Annotated in this window: 16 protein-coding genes; all 16 read right to left on the reverse strand. The window is 46.9% G+C overall.

Features of this window, described 5'->3' with window-relative positions:
- Positions 1 to 3,015, reverse strand: a 3,015-nt coding sequence (mfd, locus tag PHP87_RS04535) for a transcription-repair coupling factor (RefSeq protein WP_299918936.1), incomplete at its 3' end; no start/stop codon positions are given.
- Between the two features lie 217 nt (positions 3,016 to 3,232).
- A complete protein-coding gene (locus tag PHP87_RS04540; RefSeq protein ID WP_299918939.1) occupies positions 3,233 to 3,397 on the reverse strand; it encodes a hypothetical protein in 165 nt (54 codons plus the stop codon).
- Positions 3,398 to 3,471: 74 nt separating this feature from the next.
- Positions 3,472 to 4,023, reverse strand: a complete 552-nt coding sequence (pth, locus tag PHP87_RS04545) for an aminoacyl-tRNA hydrolase (RefSeq protein ID WP_299918941.1) — start codon at positions 4,021 to 4,023, stop codon at positions 3,472 to 3,474.
- 21 nt (positions 4,024 to 4,044) lie between these two features.
- Complete coding sequence (locus PHP87_RS04550; RefSeq protein ID WP_299918942.1) at positions 4,045 to 4,683, reverse strand: 50S ribosomal protein L25; 639 nt, start codon at positions 4,681 to 4,683, stop codon at positions 4,045 to 4,047.
- 44 nt (positions 4,684 to 4,727) lie between these two features.
- Positions 4,728 to 5,681 (reverse strand): ribose-phosphate pyrophosphokinase, encoded by a 954-nt coding sequence (locus tag PHP87_RS04555; protein WP_299918945.1) that lies wholly within the window; start codon positions 5,679 to 5,681, stop codon positions 4,728 to 4,730.
- Between the two features lie 87 nt (positions 5,682 to 5,768).
- Positions 5,769 to 7,118, reverse strand: coding sequence for a bifunctional UDP-N-acetylglucosamine diphosphorylase/glucosamine-1-phosphate N-acetyltransferase GlmU (glmU, locus tag PHP87_RS04560; protein WP_299918947.1), 1,350 nt, complete (start codon positions 7,116 to 7,118; stop codon positions 5,769 to 5,771).
- Positions 7,119 to 7,602: 484 nt separating this feature from the next.
- Positions 7,603 to 8,379: a nucleotidyltransferase family protein gene (locus PHP87_RS04565; protein ID WP_299918950.1), complete on the reverse strand. Its 777-nt coding sequence runs from the start codon at positions 8,377 to 8,379 to the stop codon at positions 7,603 to 7,605.
- Between the two features lie 16 nt (positions 8,380 to 8,395).
- Positions 8,396 to 9,064 carry a GntR family transcriptional regulator gene (locus PHP87_RS04570; RefSeq protein WP_299918953.1) on the reverse strand — a complete coding sequence of 223 codons (669 nt, stop codon included), beginning with the start codon at positions 9,062 to 9,064 and terminating at the stop codon, positions 8,396 to 8,398.
- A gap of 168 nt (positions 9,065 to 9,232) precedes the next feature.
- Positions 9,233 to 10,141, reverse strand: coding sequence for a 4-(cytidine 5'-diphospho)-2-C-methyl-D-erythritol kinase (ispE, locus tag PHP87_RS04575; protein ID WP_299918955.1), 909 nt, complete (start codon positions 10,139 to 10,141; stop codon positions 9,233 to 9,235).
- A 268-nt stretch (positions 10,142 to 10,409) separates the two neighbouring features.
- Positions 10,410 to 10,976, reverse strand: coding sequence for a stage II sporulation protein R (gene spoIIR / locus PHP87_RS04580; RefSeq protein WP_299918957.1), 567 nt, complete (start codon positions 10,974 to 10,976; stop codon positions 10,410 to 10,412).
- Between the two features lie 277 nt (positions 10,977 to 11,253).
- Positions 11,254 to 11,415, reverse strand: a complete 162-nt coding sequence (locus PHP87_RS04585; RefSeq protein WP_299918959.1) for a CopG family transcriptional regulator — start codon at positions 11,413 to 11,415, stop codon at positions 11,254 to 11,256.
- A gap of 90 nt (positions 11,416 to 11,505) precedes the next feature.
- Positions 11,506 to 12,366 (reverse strand): patatin-like phospholipase family protein, encoded by an 861-nt coding sequence (locus tag PHP87_RS04590; RefSeq protein ID WP_299918962.1) that lies wholly within the window; start codon positions 12,364 to 12,366, stop codon positions 11,506 to 11,508.
- Positions 12,367 to 12,871: 505 nt separating this feature from the next.
- On the reverse strand, positions 12,872 to 13,090 hold the full coding sequence (locus PHP87_RS04595) for a hypothetical protein (RefSeq protein WP_299918964.1): 219 nt from the start codon (positions 13,088 to 13,090) through the stop codon (positions 12,872 to 12,874).
- A gap of 73 nt (positions 13,091 to 13,163) precedes the next feature.
- A complete protein-coding gene (locus PHP87_RS04600) occupies positions 13,164 to 13,730 on the reverse strand; it encodes a hypothetical protein (RefSeq protein WP_299918967.1) in 567 nt (188 codons plus the stop codon).
- Positions 13,731 to 13,841: 111 nt separating this feature from the next.
- Positions 13,842 to 14,582: a glycosyltransferase family 2 protein gene (locus tag PHP87_RS04605; protein WP_299918969.1), complete on the reverse strand. Its 741-nt coding sequence runs from the start codon at positions 14,580 to 14,582 to the stop codon at positions 13,842 to 13,844.
- Positions 14,575 to 15,900 carry a glycosyltransferase gene (locus tag PHP87_RS04610; protein WP_299918971.1) on the reverse strand — a complete coding sequence of 442 codons (1,326 nt, stop codon included), beginning with the start codon at positions 15,898 to 15,900 and terminating at the stop codon, positions 14,575 to 14,577. The genes PHP87_RS04605 and PHP87_RS04610 overlap by 8 nt, the downstream gene beginning before the upstream one ends.
- Positions 15,901 to 16,282: the final 382 nt, after the last annotated feature.

The following is a 16,282-nucleotide window of genomic DNA, read 5'->3' on the forward strand; positions in this document are numbered from 1 at the left end:
GAGGCGCAGTACGGCTATTTGCAAGAAGTTATCCACTGCCTGGGGCAGAGGGCCGAAACGATCCCGGATTTCTTCCCGGATTTCTTCTACTTCTTCCTGGCTGCCGGCCAGCAAGAGACGGCGATATATTCTCATCTTGCTGCCGGAGTCAGGTATATAGCTTTCGGGAATATAATAATCGATGTCGATATCCAGCTGGGGATCTACCCTGCTTTCCTGAACTTGCTCGCCCTTTAAGCGACCGGTCTCCTGCTCCAGCAAGCGGCAATAGAGGTCAAAGCCTACGGCTTGAATATAGCCGTGCTGCTCTGCTCCCAGGATATTGCCGGCGCCTCTGATTTCCAAATCCCGCAAAGCAATTTTCATGCCGGAGCCCAGCTCATTGAATTCCCGAATGGCATTCAATCGTTTTTGCGAAGCTTCACTTACCACCCGGTCGGGGCGGTAGGTAAGATAAGCATAGGCCAGGCGATGGGAGCGCCCCACCCTCCCCCGCAGTTGGTAGAGCTGAGCCAGGCCCATTTTATCCGCTTCATCCACTATTATGGTGTTGACATTGGGCATATCCAAGCCAGATTCTATGATGGTGGTGCAGAGAAACAGCTGGTATCTGCCGTTGACAAAATCCATCATCACCCGGGAGAGTTCATCTTCTTTCATACGGCCGTGTCCTACCGCAATCTTTATGCCGGGAAAGAGTTCATCCAAGTGTTCCTTCACCCGGTAGATATCCTCGATACGATTGTGCACGAAAAAAACCTGTCCCTGGCGCTCGATCTCCTTCATTACCGCCTCCACGATTATTTCCTCGTTGTATTCCAGGACATAGGTGGTAATGGGATAGCGCTCAGGGGGAGGTGTTTCTATTACGCTGAGGTCGCGCAGGCCGGTAAGGGCCATGTGCATGCTGCGGGGAATGGGGGTAGCGGAAAGGCTTATGACATCAACCATTTCCTTTAATGCCTTGATTTTTTCCTTTTGGGCTACTCCGAAGCGGTGTTCTTCATCTACTACCAGAAGACCCAGGTCTTTGAACTTTACATCGCGGGAAAGCAAGCGGTGGGTAGCGATTACGATATCCACCACCCCTTTTTGCAGATCTTCGACAATATGTTTTTGCTCCGAGCTGCTGCGGAAACGACTGAGCACCTCGATTACTGCGGGGTAGGTGGCAAACCTTTCCGTAAAGGTCCGGAAATGCTGTTCGGCCAGTACGGTGGTAGGGACTAATATGGCTACCTGCTTGCCGTCCATAATGGCTTTGAAGGCTGCTCGCAAAAAAACTTCGGTTTTACCGTAGCCAACATCGCCGCAAACTAGCCGCTCCATGGGCCGCCGGCTTTCCATGTCCTTCTTAACGTCATTGATGGCTTTGAGCTGGTCGGGAGTTTCTTGAAAAGGGAACTCATCCTCAAATTGACTCTGCCAGGGAGTGTCCGGGGAGAAGGCATAGCCTTCGCGGCTCTCCCGGTGGGCATAGAGCTGCAGGAGGTCCTCCGCCAATTCTTGAATTGATTCTGCTACCTTCTTCCGGGTTCTCTCCCAGGCGTGTCCCCCCAGCTTGTTTAAGCGGGGTTCCTTGTCTCCGGAGCTAGTGTATTTATACAGGAGCTCAAGTTTTTCCAATGGCAGGTAAAGCCGATCAGTTCCAGCATACTCCAGAAGAATATATTCCCGGGTAATCCCGTTGTTTTCCACCTGGCTCATTCCGCGAAATATGCCGATGCCATAGCTCTCGTGGACTACATAATCTCCGTGCTTGAGATCCTCCAACAGGATTCTCTCTTCTTTATTGCGTTTCTTCTTGCTGCTGGGGCCCGCTTTTTTCCCCCAGATATCGCTTTCCGTGACCAAAGCGGTCTGTAAGGTAGAACTGCTAAATCCCTTTTCCACGGCCTGGTCCAGATAGGATATCCCGGTGATGCCCTGTTCCAGCAAATCTTGTTGTATTTGCTCCCGGGCTACCCGGCTTTTTACCGCCAGTATGACTTCGAAGTTTTTTTTCTGCCATTCTTTGATTCGGGTAAAAAAAGTCTCATACTGCCTATAGAAAGGCTCCATTTCCTTCTGGGAAATATGCTGCAGAGAAGCTACCTCCACCTGGGGAATTGTGGAGGGAAAGTAGGCATGATATATTACGCTATGGGTTTCTATCTCTTCTTTAAGGTCTTCTCTTTCCAGGAGTTTTATTTCCCGTATTATTTTCCCATCCTTGCGGGCTTCTTTCAGCGCCTCCCGGTAGCGGCGAACACTTCGCTTAAATTGCTTGTGAAACTCCCGGGGTTCGTCAAAAAATACGGGGCTGCTTTTATCCAGATAGGCCAAAAGGCTGGAAGCTAATCTGTCTCCGTATAGTTCATCGGCAGGTAATATCTTTAGTTGGCCTTCATCTTTTCTCAGTCTTCTTTGGCTGTTTAAATCGAAACGATGGAGTGAGTCGATGAGCTCGCCAAAAAATTCCACCCGGTAAGGCTCTTTATGTCCGAGGGGGAAAATATCGATTATACCCCCACGAACGGCGAATTCCCCCTGCCGGCTGATGGTATCCACCCGCCGGTAACCACCATCCACCAATTTCTTCAGGATTTCGCGCTGGTTTTTTTCCTCTCCATGTTTTAATAAGAGACTGTTCTCTCTCATAAGCGCGGGAGGTGGTAACGGGTAGATTAAAGCACCGGGGGTGGCAATAATGATTGAGCTCTGCCGGGGATGATCCAGGCAGTGCTGTAGGCTAAGAATTCTGCCCACTTCAAGCGTGGACAGGTTCTCTTTCATAAAGAGAAAATCACGGGCCAGAAACATAAATAAGCGCTCCGGCTCTACAAATGCCTCCAAATCGCGGGCCAGATCATAGGCTTTTTCTTCCCCAGGAACCAGGCAGAGCAGTTTTTGGCTCTGGTTTTTAAGTATTTCGGTCAGCAAAAAGGCTTTAGCGCTTCCGGAAAGTCCTGTCAGCAGAATGTTTTGCCTATTTTGCAGGCCTTCACGCAGCGAATCCATAAGTTTTTCTTGCAAGAAAAATAATCCTCCCCAACGGCAATGGTGGGCGCCCCAAAAAAGGCCCCCACTGGTTGTTCAATTAAAAATGTCTAATGGCAAGCAAATAATATTTATGCCTTTTTGCAGTAAAACAACCCAAGAAAAAATAAATAAGGTAACGGCGGGGGCAAGGCCCCCACCCTACCTCCGTCACAAGATTTTATAAACCAATAGCCCGTTAGGGCGTGGGTGGTTAATTGAAATACTGCTTGCCGCCCATGGAAGTGGGCTCCAATAACCCCATTTCCATAGCACATTCTTCGCATATTCCCTTCACCTCTACGCTTCCTTCCTGCCCTTCTGTTTCAACCGTTGAGAAAACCTGCTCACAGTATTCACAGATGTAATAAATAGTCATTTGGCCTGCCCCGCCTTCCATCTTTTTGTGCTTTTTATATATTCTCTCTTTTGAAGCAGGCAAATATACCTTGTTCAATTGTACGCATTCATTGCGGCATCTATTCCGTTTTTTGCCCAGCATTCAATGGCGCTGGCGGCTTTATCAATAGCGTTCTGCATAAGGGGTTTTTCGCTGTCGCTGAATTCCCCCAAGACCCAATCAATAGCCCCTCCCGGGGGGCGACCTATTCCAATTCTTATCCTCGCGAAATCACGGCTTCCCAGACTTTCACAGATAGATTGCATACCTTTATGCCCGCCAGTACCCCCGGAGGCTCGTATTCTCACTACACCCGGTTCCAGATCCATGTCATCGTAGACTAGCAAAAGCTCGGATAAATCCAGCTTGAACCAGTTAAACAAGGGTCTTACGGCTTTGCCGCTGAGATTCATGAAGGTCAGGGGTTTAACCAACAGGAGCTTTTCTTGATTCACTCTCAGGTGAGCAACAATAGCATCATAACGGCTTTCTTCTTTTTCTATCTGGTAGCGGCGGGCCAGTTCCTCCAGTACCTTGAAGCCAATATTGTGCCGGGTATGGCTGTATTTCTTTCCTGGATTCCCCAGTCCCACAAGCATCTTCATCTCTATCCCCCAATAGAATAACTATTGCTCAGGCTTATCTTCAGCCCCATCGGCTTCATCGGCTGCTCCTTCAGCTTCCATTTCTTCTTCATCGGCTGTAGCCTTGGAGGGGGCCAATATGCTTGCTACTACTGCGTCCGCATCGGCTAAAATTTCTACCCCTTCAATGGAGGTCAAATCGCTGACATGTAAAGTCTCCCCTATTTCCAGGGAGGAAATATCCGCACCAAGATATTCCGGCAAATCCTGGGGGAAGCATTGTACTTCCACTTCTTTTAAGCCCGTTTGCAGGATGCCTCCTTTTTTAATGATTTCTTCTTCACCACTCAGTAAGACGCCTACACTACTGGTAATCTTTTCGTTCATGTTTATGCTGAGAAAATCAACATGAATAAGTTGCCCGCTTACCGGATTTCTCTGAACTTCTCGCACCAGTGTCATCAGAAGCTGGCTTTCCCCTTCTAATTCGAGAGAAAAAAGGCCCCTGGAGCCATGCATAGTAAAGGCTTTATTCAACTGTCTCTTTTCCAAGCTAATGGGAATAGCTTCATCCCCTTTGCCGTATATAACGGCTGGTACCTGCTCGCTGCGTTTGAGCTGGTTGAGATACCCCCGGTTTTTAATTTCCCGTTTACGACAATTCAACTTTTCACCTAACATTGGGACATCACCTCTTTTGATTTTTATTTTTTTTAAACTGCTATTTATTCTTCAAATAGTTTGCTTACCTCCAGGTCTTCATGAATACGTAAAACCGCTTCGCCCACCAGCGGCGCAATGGAAAGAGTTGTCATATTGGGCAGCTTTTTACTTTCATCGATGGAGATGGTATTGGTAATCACTATTTCCTTCAAGGGGGCGCGTGACAACCTGTCCATAGCCGGTCCGGAGAAAACCGCATGGGTGCAACAGGCATAAACATCTTGGGCTCCCTTTTCCAGCATAACCTCGGCAGCAGTGCATACGGTTCCTGCCGTATCAATAATGTCGTCTACTATTATTACTGACTGGCCCCTTACTTCACCTATTACATTCATAATCTCTGAAACATTGGGAGCCGGCCTTCTTTTATCTACTATGGCCAGGGGTGCCCTCAATTTTGTTGCCAGATCTCGGGCCCGGGTGACGCCTCCGACATCGGGAGATACAACCACAGCATTTTCTTCCAATCCTTTAGTTTTGAAATACTCGGCCAGGGTGGGAACTCCGGGTAAATGATCCACAGGAATATCATAAAAGCCCTGGATTTGGGTAGCATGCAAATCCACCGCTACCACCCGTTGAGCCCCCGCTTGTACAATCAGATTGGATACCAGTTTGGCGGTTATGGGGTCGCGGGCTCGGCTTTTGCGATCCTGCCGGGCATAGCCATAATAAGGAATAACCGCATTGATCCGGGTGGCTGAGGCCCTCCTGAAAGCATCAATCATGATCAATAATTCCATAAGGTTTTCATTTACCGGGGTACAGGTGGGCTGAACAACAAAAACATCGACACCACGGACACTCTCATGAATGGCACAGCTTATTTCTCCATCAGAAAAACGTGATACCCTGGCATCTCCCACTGGAATCCCCAGGTATCTGGCTATTTCTTCCGCCAGTTGAGGATTGGCATTACCGGAAAAAAGTTTCATCCTCCATCTGGATGCCTGCATATATTTATACCTCCCATTATGGATATAAGAACTTGGAAAGCTTGTTATCCCTTATCGCCGAGTATGCTTCCATCCTTAGCCAGATAGTTATCCCCTCCGGGGGAGGTGCTTCTGCCCGGCGCGCTCAACTGCCAGGGTATGGGGAGGAACATCACGGCTGATGGTGGAACCTGCTCCCGTCACAGAATTCTCGCCTATTCTTACCGGGGCTACCAGGTTGGTATTGCTCCCGATAAATACTCTATCCTCCAGAACCGTCTGGTATTTATTCTTTCCATCATAATTGCAGGTTATGGTTCCTGCTCCAACATTAACTCCTTGCCCTATAGTGGCATCTCCAACATAGCTTAGATGCGGAATTTTGCTTCCGGTTCCGATAGTGGATTTCTTGATCTCCACAAAATCCCCCACTTTGACTCCCTCTTGTAGTGTTGTTTCCGGGCGTAGATAGGCGAAAGGACCGATATTGCAGCGGTCAGATACGGAAGCCTGCATAATCCGGGAGTTCTCAATCTTCACCTCGTTGCCAATAATGGAATCACTTATGCGGGTGCCGGGTCCTATTTCACAGCGTTCCCCCAAGCTTGAATTTCCTTCAATCAGGGTAAAGGGTAATATAATAGTATCATGTCCTATGAGAACATCGCTATCTATAAATGTTGATGCCGGATCCATAAGGCTTACCCCACTCAGCATTAATTCCCGATTCTTCCTCTGGCGCAGAATCTTTTCGGCCTGGGCTAGCTGCAGCCGGTCGTTAATACCGTATATATCTTCTTCTGCATCACTTAAGAAAATACCTATTGGCTCCTGCTGCTTTTCAAGTAACTCCAGGACCTCGGTTAGATAGTATTCTCCCTGGGCATTACTGGTGCCGATACTGTGCAGGGCGGAAAATACCTGGCGGCCGGAAAAACAATATATTCCGGAGTTTATCTCCTTTAGCTTTTTCTCCTCTTCATTGGCGTCTTTTTCTTCTACTATGCGCAGAAAAGCAGCCGGTTTATCTCGAACTATACGACCATAGCCAGAGGGATTTTGCATATTGACACTAAGCACAGTGGCGGCAGCCTGTTTTTGCCGATGGCTGTCAATTAACTGCTGCAGCGTAGCGGCCTGTATTAAAGGAATGTCCCCGGCCAATACCAGGATAGTATTTTCTGGAGCTACTGCGGCTTCGGCCTGCATAAGAGCGTGTCCGGTTCCCAATTGCTGTTCCTGCAAAACAAAACGAAGCTCTTCCCCGCTGCAAATCTCTTGAACTATTTCCCGGCCGTGTCCCACCACCACTACGATATCGTCAATACCAGCCTCTCTAACAGCCTTGACAACATGAAGGATAATAGGCTTACCGGCTACCTTGTGTGCTACTTTGGGTAAATCCGATCGCATTCTTAAGCCTTTGCCTGCGGCAAGTATTACTGCGGAAAGTTTCACTTCACACCCACCTTTTATTCTACTGCAAAATATCTAATCTGGCATAAAGGATAATGTCAGAAAAATTCATAGGTTTTCCATAAAATATCGCTTAGTCACCTTAATAGCGATCTCTCTTAAATATTATAATCTTCGGCCAGGCTAATAGTGCTGGCCGAAGCACCACTAATACCGGAAAAGGGCAAGGAAAGGACCATCGGTGCTCCAAGTCAATCGCCTGGCTCCGGCAACTGCGGCCAAGGCACCCTGGCAAGATTCTATCCGTATATACTTAAAATATGAGAATGACCAAACTAAGATACCTCCAGGTAGAAATGCCCCAAGTCTGCCTGGCTTCACCACGAGGAGGTTTTTCCCCATAAGTAATTATTCTACATAAGGCCCGCTTATCCTGTCTGCCAAGAAAAAAAGCAAAGTCAGAGCAAAATGCCTTGGCGTCTTACATATTGACAAGACCGGGGGTTATGTAGCAAGAAAGCTGCTTTTACAAAGTAAGATCTACCAGGTATTTTTGGGCAATCTCCAAGTCGCTGGGTTTATCCACATCAACTCCAACCTCAGCAAAAGGGGAAATAATGGCTTTGCCCTTTATTCCCAGTACCTGCAAGAACCTCTTTTCCGCCGCTGCAATGGAGAGCTGTCTGGTCAAATATCGCCACATCAATCCAAAACCAAATAAACTGGCTATGGCCAGGGGGTTTTTTCTCCTTTCTACAATCTGCTGAGCCTTTTCCAAAACCAGGTCTATAATCTTACTGCGTAAGATAAAAAGATTCCCTCCAGTAAATACTCCGTCCTTAAGTCTTACATAAGTCCGCACCACACCGGGGAATTTCAATTCGTTTACCTCTTTGGAGGTTATGGCATAGAAGAAATCCGCTTCGTAGCTTTGGCACTGATTAGCAAAATCATCTATGGCCCCAGTTGTGATAAAGGGAATATCAGTGGGAAGAACCAGCAAACGCTCGGTAGTCCCCTTCTCCTGTAAAAGTTCTACTGCACAGGCCAGGCTTTCAACTGCGTTGCTTCCGCCCTCCACAAAAAACAGATTTTCCTCACGGGAAAAAATGTTGCGCAGGGCTTCAGTGGGTCCACTGATGACTATATTTCTCACCTGGGAAGACTGGCGCAGGGCATTATAAACATAGTAAATCATGGGGTACTTGCCGATTATTATCAGGGCTTCGTTGTCATAGGGAGCAATCTTTTTCAGCTCACTGCTGTTTACGCCGCCGGCAAGTATCACCGCATCATATTGCATGCAGGCACCTCCGTAATCAAGCCCAGGGTAGCCCATTTTTCTTAATGCACTCAATCATGCTCTGCTCGGCATTTTCAATGTGTTCCTGGGCTAATTGCCTTGATAGCTGTATATCTCGGGATTGGATGGCTTCCACTATACCGCGATGCTCCTGCAGGGATTGCTGCATCCGACCGGGATAGGACAGCGATGTGCTTCTAAACCTTTGAATCTGTTCGCGCAGGTTATTGATTATGGCCGTTAGTCTCTGGTTGCGACTGGCCCGATAGATGGCCTCGTGGAACTTGGTATCCACTTCCACCAGCTTGTCCATATCATTACTGCTGATGGCATCGACCTTTTCTACCAATAGCCTTTCCATTTCTTCTAATTCCTCGTCTGTTATCCTTTCTGCGGCCAGCCCCGCAGCCAGGGCCTCCAGGGCCGCTCTAATCTCGAAAATATCCGCTACATCCTTGAGGGAGATATCCGCTACATAGGCTCCCTTGCGAGGAACCATAACAATAAAGCCCTCCAGCTCAAGTTTGCGCAGAGCCTCCCGGATAGGGGTTCGTGATACTCCCAGTTCTTCCGCTAGCTGGATCTCCATCAATCTTTCCCGGGGTTTCAATGCTCCATTCTTGATGGCTTCCCGGATGGCCTCGAGTACCAGTTCACGCAAAGGCTTGTAGGAATCAAGATCCACCGGCGATAAGCGCTTTTCTCCTGTATTAATAAAAAGTCACCTCTTTATGCAAGTTATCCTTGCCTTATCCCCATTTACCCCACACTATATGTATACTTTTTTTCGGAGAGGTTTATTTAACTACACCTTACTTGGGGCAAGGTTAATAATTGAGTTCTGTTCGCCTCTTCATGGGGATATTCCTTTACTATACCCTTCCTTAACATACGATGAAAGCAAAAACACCTCCTGATAACGAGTGCAAAATTGGGCCCGGGCCTTTGAGGCCTGCTCTTCCTCCGTAAAGATTCCCATAACGCTAGGTCCGCTACCGGACATCAAGGCATTCAACGCCCCCATTTCTCTCAACTCTGCTTTTATAGCTGCAATCTCCGGAAATTTCCTTAAACATACTGTTTCCAAGACATTACCCATGTTCCTGGCTATATTTATAATATCATAATCCTCCCAAGCCGCAAGAAAAGCGGAATTATCAGGGGATTCTTCTACTTGAGTCAAATCCAATTCCCGGTAAACTTCCGCTGTGGAAAGCTGGAAATCCGGTTTGACCAGGATTATAAAGGGTAAGAACTGGTCGGGCATTCTGCTTAGTATTTCCCCTCGTCCCCGGGCCAAATGGCTGCCACCGGCCAGACAAAAGGCAACATCAGAACCTATAGCAACTGCCAGTTCCAGCATTTCCCCTTCTTCCAAGCCCAACTCATAGAGCTTATTTATCCCCTGTATAACAGCGGCGGCATCACTGCTTCCCCCGGCCAATCCTGCAGCTATGGGTATGTTTTTTTCTATAAAGATATCTACTCCCTCTATATGAGCATGACGAGCATGTTTTTCCAAAATCATATCTGCCGCCTGATAAGCCAGATTTTCTTCATTAGTGGGAATCAGGCTGCTGTTGCTCTTAATCTGGATACCGCCTGCGGCCTTGGCAATCTCTATTATATCAAGCAGATTCACCTGGTGCATCACCGTCTCTAACTCATGATAACCATCACTTCTCTTTCCCTTTACATCCAGGGTAAGATTGACTTTGGCCGGCGCCTCTATAACAATGCTTCTTTTCATAAATATAGCCATTCCTTTCGCCTGCTCAACTTCACCGGGTATTGCATCCATACTTCGCCAATGTCGCTCGTAACATTTGTGCAACTCTTATACAACAAATGGGGTTTTGGCAGCAACATCAAAGTTAAGTCCTATAGGCTGTTTAAGCATGACATAACTGCCCGGAGCGTCACAGCCATTTTTTACCATGTGCTTATAAGCAGTCTATCACAAAATTATATATCCTGCAAAAACAAAAAGGAACGGAAAAATTTCCGCTCCCAGTAGGGGAAAGGATTGTTTAGTGCTTGGATGTACGGAATTTCGCTCCTTTAGGGATTAGTTCCAAGCACTTGAAACTTACTTTGGCTTCCTCAGAGCTATGCAGGCTTAATCCCTGCTCAGAGGAGGAGACCATACAGAGAGGGGGGAACAGGACGCACCACCAGTTTTTCCCTTCACCACGGCCTATGGTAACCCGCACTGCCTGGTATTCTCCCTGGGGCAAAACCAGGTTGCCATATGATTTGGTGGGGAATTGGTATTCACCCAATGATACTTGCACGGGATATTTATAACCATTGGCAGTTACTACTGCCTCGGCAGTTCTTTTAATTCCTGGTATATCCTTCAAAGCGGCCTGGCGCGCCTGCTCTACATTATCCATTCCGGCAAATTCCTTTTTCATCATCTCCACTACGGCATCTTTCACCTGCAGTTTGAGAGTTTGGTCGGCCAGGCTGTCACTGTTGGCAATTACATGCAACCTGAGAACGCTTTTATTGAGGGGCTTTTCTTCCAGGTAAAGACTGGTTCCCAAAAGGATTAGCACCGCAGCAAGTATAATTCCAAATGTTTTTTTAGGCATAAAAAATACTCTCCTTTCTCAATAAAAGTCTTTCCGAAACTTTCGATTTTTAAACCTGATTATTGAATCCACAGCAAAAGGGCTTAAATCTTGTTTTGTTTAAATAAATATAGCGCTCTCCCTCGCTATGCATGGGCAACGCCTGCGGCTTGTCTCGCGGCTCAAGAGGGGTACGCGCTAAGGCTTGGCAACCTTCATAGCAAGCATCCCGCAACGCCAGGAAGGCTGCCCGCTTGCGCCGGCAGCCTTCTTCAGGGCTTTTCTATGGGTAGCTTTCCTATTCGCTTTTAATCCCTTCCTGTCTGGCCAGGTACTCACGAATTATCATTCTAACCAGGGCGCTGCGCGAGATCTGGTTCTTTCTGGCCAGTTCTTTTATATGGTCTACCTGAATTTTAGTCAGGTAGAAGGTGGCATGTTCAAATTTGTCCGTTGCCATTTTAACCTCCTCCCCGCCTCCAACCGCAATTAGGCCAAATCCTTGCTTTGTGGATATTATATGTAAATAGCAGTAGTTCTGTTACTCGCGTTAGTCTTGCAATCTTCTTTTGATTTCTTCTATTCTGGCTTTGGCGGCTCGCCTTCCGGCCCGAATAATCTTTTCCGCCTGCTCAATATCATCCAGGTGAACATCTTTTACCTGAGGATGAATAAGCAGGTCGGCAAAAAGCGCTTCAGCTGTGGCGGAGGTTTCATAGGCCAAGATATTTAAGCTGCGGGATACAATTTCTACTATCCCGGTAACTTTCTCCGTATAGCTCTCCCGCCCCAAGTTAACGGAAACAATAACATCTGCACCCATGATTTTTTGTATTTCTACCGGAACCATTTCTTTTACCCCGCCATCGACCATCTGCATTCCTCTGAACTGCAGGGGAACGAAAGCAGCCGGAATAGATGTGCTGGCGCGGACTGCTTCACTTAAAAGGGCTTCTCTAATTATTAGCCGGAGACCCATAGCTTCAATGTTTTGATTGGTGAATATTATCTCCCGACCGGAGTTGATATCACAAGCGATAATACTTAGAGGAACTCTACTCTCTGCCAGGGTCTTTCCCCTGGTCCATTCGTAAAGCAATTTCTCCAGCTTATCTCCTTTGATAAGACCATCCAGGCTGGCCTTAACCCCTGGAAGCAATATGGCCGCAAAAAATTTAATAAAGGCCAGGTAATTATAATCGATATAATCCTTGACTTTGAGCTGCATCGCTAGTTCCTGCATTCGCCAGGGCGAGAGGCCACTGGCATAGAGAGCCGCGACAATGCTTCCGGCACTGCTTCCCGATATGGCGGAAATTGCGACCTGGTTTTCTTCCAGCACCTGCAATACCCCAATATGTGCCAAACCTTTAAGCCCGCCGCCTCCGAGAGCCAGGCCCAAGCTTTTCATACTAACCTCCCCCCATGCCCCGTGGACACAACCACCAATGAAAAGTGAATCCAATTGTTCTTGAACGCTAAGATACACCTGTTTATATTAATCCCTCACCCCTCACTTTTCTTACCAACCCTCCATGCCCCGTGGACACAACCGCCAATGAAAATAAAGGCATTACAGGAGGTATTATAGCAAAAAGTTATAAATATGCATTAGCTTGCATAAATATACCGCTCAGCTACCTCAGTAGCGACACCCGCAGGGTGAATCGCTCTCACCTGCTCGCCTTCGCCGGTGCAACCTTAATAGTGACCTCCGAAGGGTGGAGCATCCGTTGTACCCGAAGGGTGTTGCATCCATGCTTCACCAGCGCTTTGTATATTTATGCAACCCTTATGCAACAAAAAGGGGTTTTTGCAGCTGATTCACCAGATATATTATGATATATATCAGAAGGACCGTCCCCGTGATATATTATCCCCGTCTGAAATGGAGCAACTGCTCCTTTGACTTATATTCAGCGGTTACATTTGCGAACCATATAACGCGACACTCTCTGGATGCTATCTTTATTGCTCTGCCCAAGTTCCTGCCAAAAACCCTGATACTCCTCAACTGCACTTTCTTGCTGATAATTAAGAATTTTCTGATCCAAATCCTTCTGGATAGCCAGTATTTCTTCCAGTTGTTTTCTCATCAGATTTTTATCCTGGCGACTAATTTTAAAGCTAATCAAAATATCCCCCCGCTACTCAAGAAAGTAAATGCCCGGCTAAGAGCCGAGCATTTACTGGTTTTAGCCTTTCGCTTTAATAATCTACATCCGGATCCAACTCTCCGTATACCACTACATCATGGAATTTGCCCAATTTGTCGATGATATCAACATATACTTTAAGCCCGATACAGGTTCCCTTGATGGGCGTGGTCAGTTTGCAAGGATTGCTGCTATCCTCGCAATTGCCTTTAATCTCAAAATCAAAGCTCCAGTTCTTCAGGATAATTTCCGATTGTTCAATTTCATTGCGGAATTCTTCAGTAGTAAGGGGCGGATCGAATTCATCCAGTTCTATGGATTGATCATAGCGGTCAGTCACGGTGATAATCTGGTACTCACCTTCCACCAGAACAAAAAGGATTACTTCATAGTCGATAAAGATTTTTACTTTGTTGAAACAGAGATCCTCGTACGCCTTGATAACTTTAACCTTAATGTCTTCCACACAAGATACTTTTCCACCCACCTGCTCATCAGGTACACAGAAGACCGTGTCCAGTACTTTTACCTGTTTTTCAATATATTTGGCTTTGATAACCTTGGCCCAGAGATCCAGCATACAACCTTCGGGGAATTCACATTTTAGTAATCTAGACACTTTACTTTCCCTCCTTTATCTAATATTCGCCTGTTTCCACAGGTTTTCGAAATTTGTTCTGTCAAATTTCTAGGATATATTATGAAAGGAGGTAACAAAATGTGATTGCCCTTACGGTATTTTTATCTTTTTTGCCGCCAGCGAAGCTGGCAATGTGTCTTCCCTCATCAGATGGATACATTCTATACGGCCATCACAAAAAATACTTATCCCTTTTTCCCGGGCCTGGCGGCAGAAGCCGATATCCTCAGCCCCGTCACGCTCGGAGTAGCGAACCCCCAAGGGTTCAATCACCTTTCTCTTAATCAGGTAGGCAGCACCGGTACAATCAACCGGAAAAACCCGATCCCGGGGAAAACCCTGGCAATGCCGCAGATTGCCGGCGGCATCTTCCAGCAGTATATTGTAAATCGAATTATCCCCCACTTCTTCCCCGTTGCAGACCAGAGCGGAAACAATATCGCAATTATCCTGCATCAAAAGGGATAAGCTCTTTGCTGGCAGCAAAATATCGCTGTCCACGGAAAATAAGTAAGCGGCATCAGATTTTAGAAATGACTCCAGCAGGCGGTTTCTCAGGAGAGCCAGATGGGAAAAGTTGTATTGGCCCCGTAAATGTCCATATTTATGGCCCAGGTTGCAGTAGATTAATCTCACCCTTCCCTTTTCTCGGCGGGCGAAATCTTCCAGAATCTGTGGGGTCTCATCTATGCAATCATTTATTATAAAGAGATATTCCCGCTGGGATTCCGGGTAGTCCAGTTGTTTTAACGATGCCAGGTAACGTGGTAAAACCCAGGCCCGGTTACGAACCGGGCAGGCTATCATTACTTTATCAGCCATATCAGCCATAGTAGAGACCCATCCCCTTTTGTCGACGCTGGGTAAAATAACGGAAGGCGCTCTTTTGTACCACTGCAATATTTCCTGCCGAGAAAGCAGGGTTAACTGTTCCCCAGATATCTTTAGCTCTATTTTTATACTCCTGGCGGGGATAAACGGAGTAACGGAAGGAGGCCCCCGGGGATACCAGTACTTGCTGAAAAGCACTGAGGCTGCTGCGGAAGGGCTCCTCAACAGCTCCATAATTCTTGTCTTGTACCAGGGTATCCATTATACTATCCGCCCAGTATTCAGCCTTTTTAATGCCTTTTTTCGCCAGCGCGCTTTCAATTATATCGATAATTTCTACCGCCCGGGCCGACCAGGAATTCTGTCGGGCCAGTTCCATTCTTTCTTTTCGCAGGTATGGATTATCACTTCCCAGAGCCAGATTGACATTATCTATGAATTCTTCTTCACTCTCTGAATAGTAAATCAGCTTCCGAAATTTGTGTACTTCAGGAAGAGCTGTGGCCACAACAGGCATTCCGGTAGCCATGTACTCCCACATTTTTATGGGATTTACTGATTCAGTCATACTGGAGAGCTTGAAGGGAATTAACCCTACATCAAACAATTGAGCATAGGCTGGAAGGTCCTTATAGTCTTTAAAGCCCAACCAGTGCAAATTGGGGCGCCGGGGCAGCTCAGACACATTATATAAAGGGCCCAACATGACGAAGTTAAAATGCGGGAGCTTAGCGGCTACCCTATCCAGCAGTTCCAAATCCAACCAAGTGGCAATAGCCCCAATATAGCCGATAACCGGGCTATTGATGCCCCTCATATCAGCCGGAAGCGGCAAAGAAGCGGCCTGGGAAAAATGCTCGTAATCACAGGCGTTGGGCACCAAAAAACTGCAGGGGTTGATGCTTTTGGCCATCTTATACAGCTTGTCGGAGGTGGTTATTACAATATCCGCCGTGGCTACTGCCCGGTGATAATAGGGTCTCCATCCGGCAAATTCGTCACTGGGTTCATCAACGCTATCAAATACTACCAGGGCTGGTTGATATTTTTTTATCATGTCTACATGGGCGGTAGCACTGTAATATACTACCGGTCGAATGTCTCTTAAAAATCCTGTAGGCTCAAGCTGATTAAATATAAACAGATAGGGGTTGATGCGTTCTATGCCCCGGCGCTGTTGCTGGTGGAGGTGGGGGTTGTTGAGAAAAAAGCTTAATATCCCAAGCTCGGAAAAGTTTTTTATTAAATGCTGTGGTCGCTGAACCAGGTAGTGAAAATCGACCGTGGGCGGGTACAGGATACAATTGATATTGGACATTTTTATCCCCCTGTTTAATTGATATTAAGATATGATGTCACTGCAAAATAAATAAATTTATTCCACTGCAAAAAGTTGTAAATATGCATTAGCTTGTATAAATATGATGCTCCCTTTCTGCGATGAGCTATGCGCTCATATCTCGCGGCTTAAGGGGTACCGCGCTAAACTCCCGTCCTGGTCACAACCTTAATAGTGACACCCGCAGGGTGATAGCGCTCTCGCGACCTCCTGTCGCCCTTTCCCTTTAGCCTACGCCTTTGCTTGGCTGCTGTATTAAAGCTTTGCAGCATTTGTCGTTATATGTTTATACAAGCCTTATAAAAATAAGGGGGTTTTGCAATGAAATCAAAAAAGAAGCCCGGTCGCTGCTGCCTGGCCC

This window comes from Syntrophomonas sp. (assembly GCF_028707975.1).
Lineage (GTDB): Bacteria > Bacillota > Syntrophomonadia > Syntrophomonadales > Syntrophomonadaceae > Syntrophomonas.

What these genes read in the sequence shown, in the direction of transcription:
- PHP87_RS04540 (WP_299918939.1), bottom strand. Translation starts at nt 3,397, where the DNA reads ATGACTATTTATTACATCTGTGAATACTGTGAGCAGGTTTTCTCAACG.
- pth (WP_299918941.1), bottom strand. Translation starts at nt 4,023, where the DNA reads ATGAAGATGCTTGTGGGACTGGGGAATCCAGGAAAGAAATACAGCCAT.
- PHP87_RS04550 (WP_299918942.1), bottom strand. Translation starts at nt 4,683, where the DNA reads ATGTTAGGTGAAAAGTTGAATTGTCGTAAACGGGAAATTAAAAACCGG.
- PHP87_RS04555 (WP_299918945.1), bottom strand. Translation starts at nt 5,681, where the DNA reads ATGCAGGCATCCAGATGGAGGATGAAACTTTTTTCCGGTAATGCCAAT.
- PHP87_RS04565 (WP_299918950.1), bottom strand. Translation starts at nt 8,379, where the DNA reads ATGCAATATGATGCGGTGATACTTGCCGGCGGCGTAAACAGCAGTGAG.
- ispE (WP_299918955.1), bottom strand. Translation starts at nt 10,141, where the DNA reads ATGGCTATATTTATGAAAAGAAGCATTGTTATAGAGGCGCCGGCCAAA.
- spoIIR (WP_299918957.1), bottom strand. Translation starts at nt 10,976, where the DNA reads ATGCCTAAAAAAACATTTGGAATTATACTTGCTGCGGTGCTAATCCTT.
- PHP87_RS04585 (WP_299918959.1), bottom strand. Translation starts at nt 11,415, where the DNA reads ATGGCAACGGACAAATTTGAACATGCCACCTTCTACCTGACTAAAATT.
- PHP87_RS04590 (WP_299918962.1), bottom strand. Translation starts at nt 12,366, where the DNA reads ATGAAAAGCTTGGGCCTGGCTCTCGGAGGCGGCGGGCTTAAAGGTTTG.
- PHP87_RS04605 (WP_299918969.1), bottom strand. Translation starts at nt 14,582, where the DNA reads ATGGCTGATATGGCTGATAAAGTAATGATAGCCTGCCCGGTTCGTAAC.
- PHP87_RS04610 (WP_299918971.1), bottom strand. Translation starts at nt 15,900, where the DNA reads ATGTCCAATATCAATTGTATCCTGTACCCGCCCACGGTCGATTTTCAC.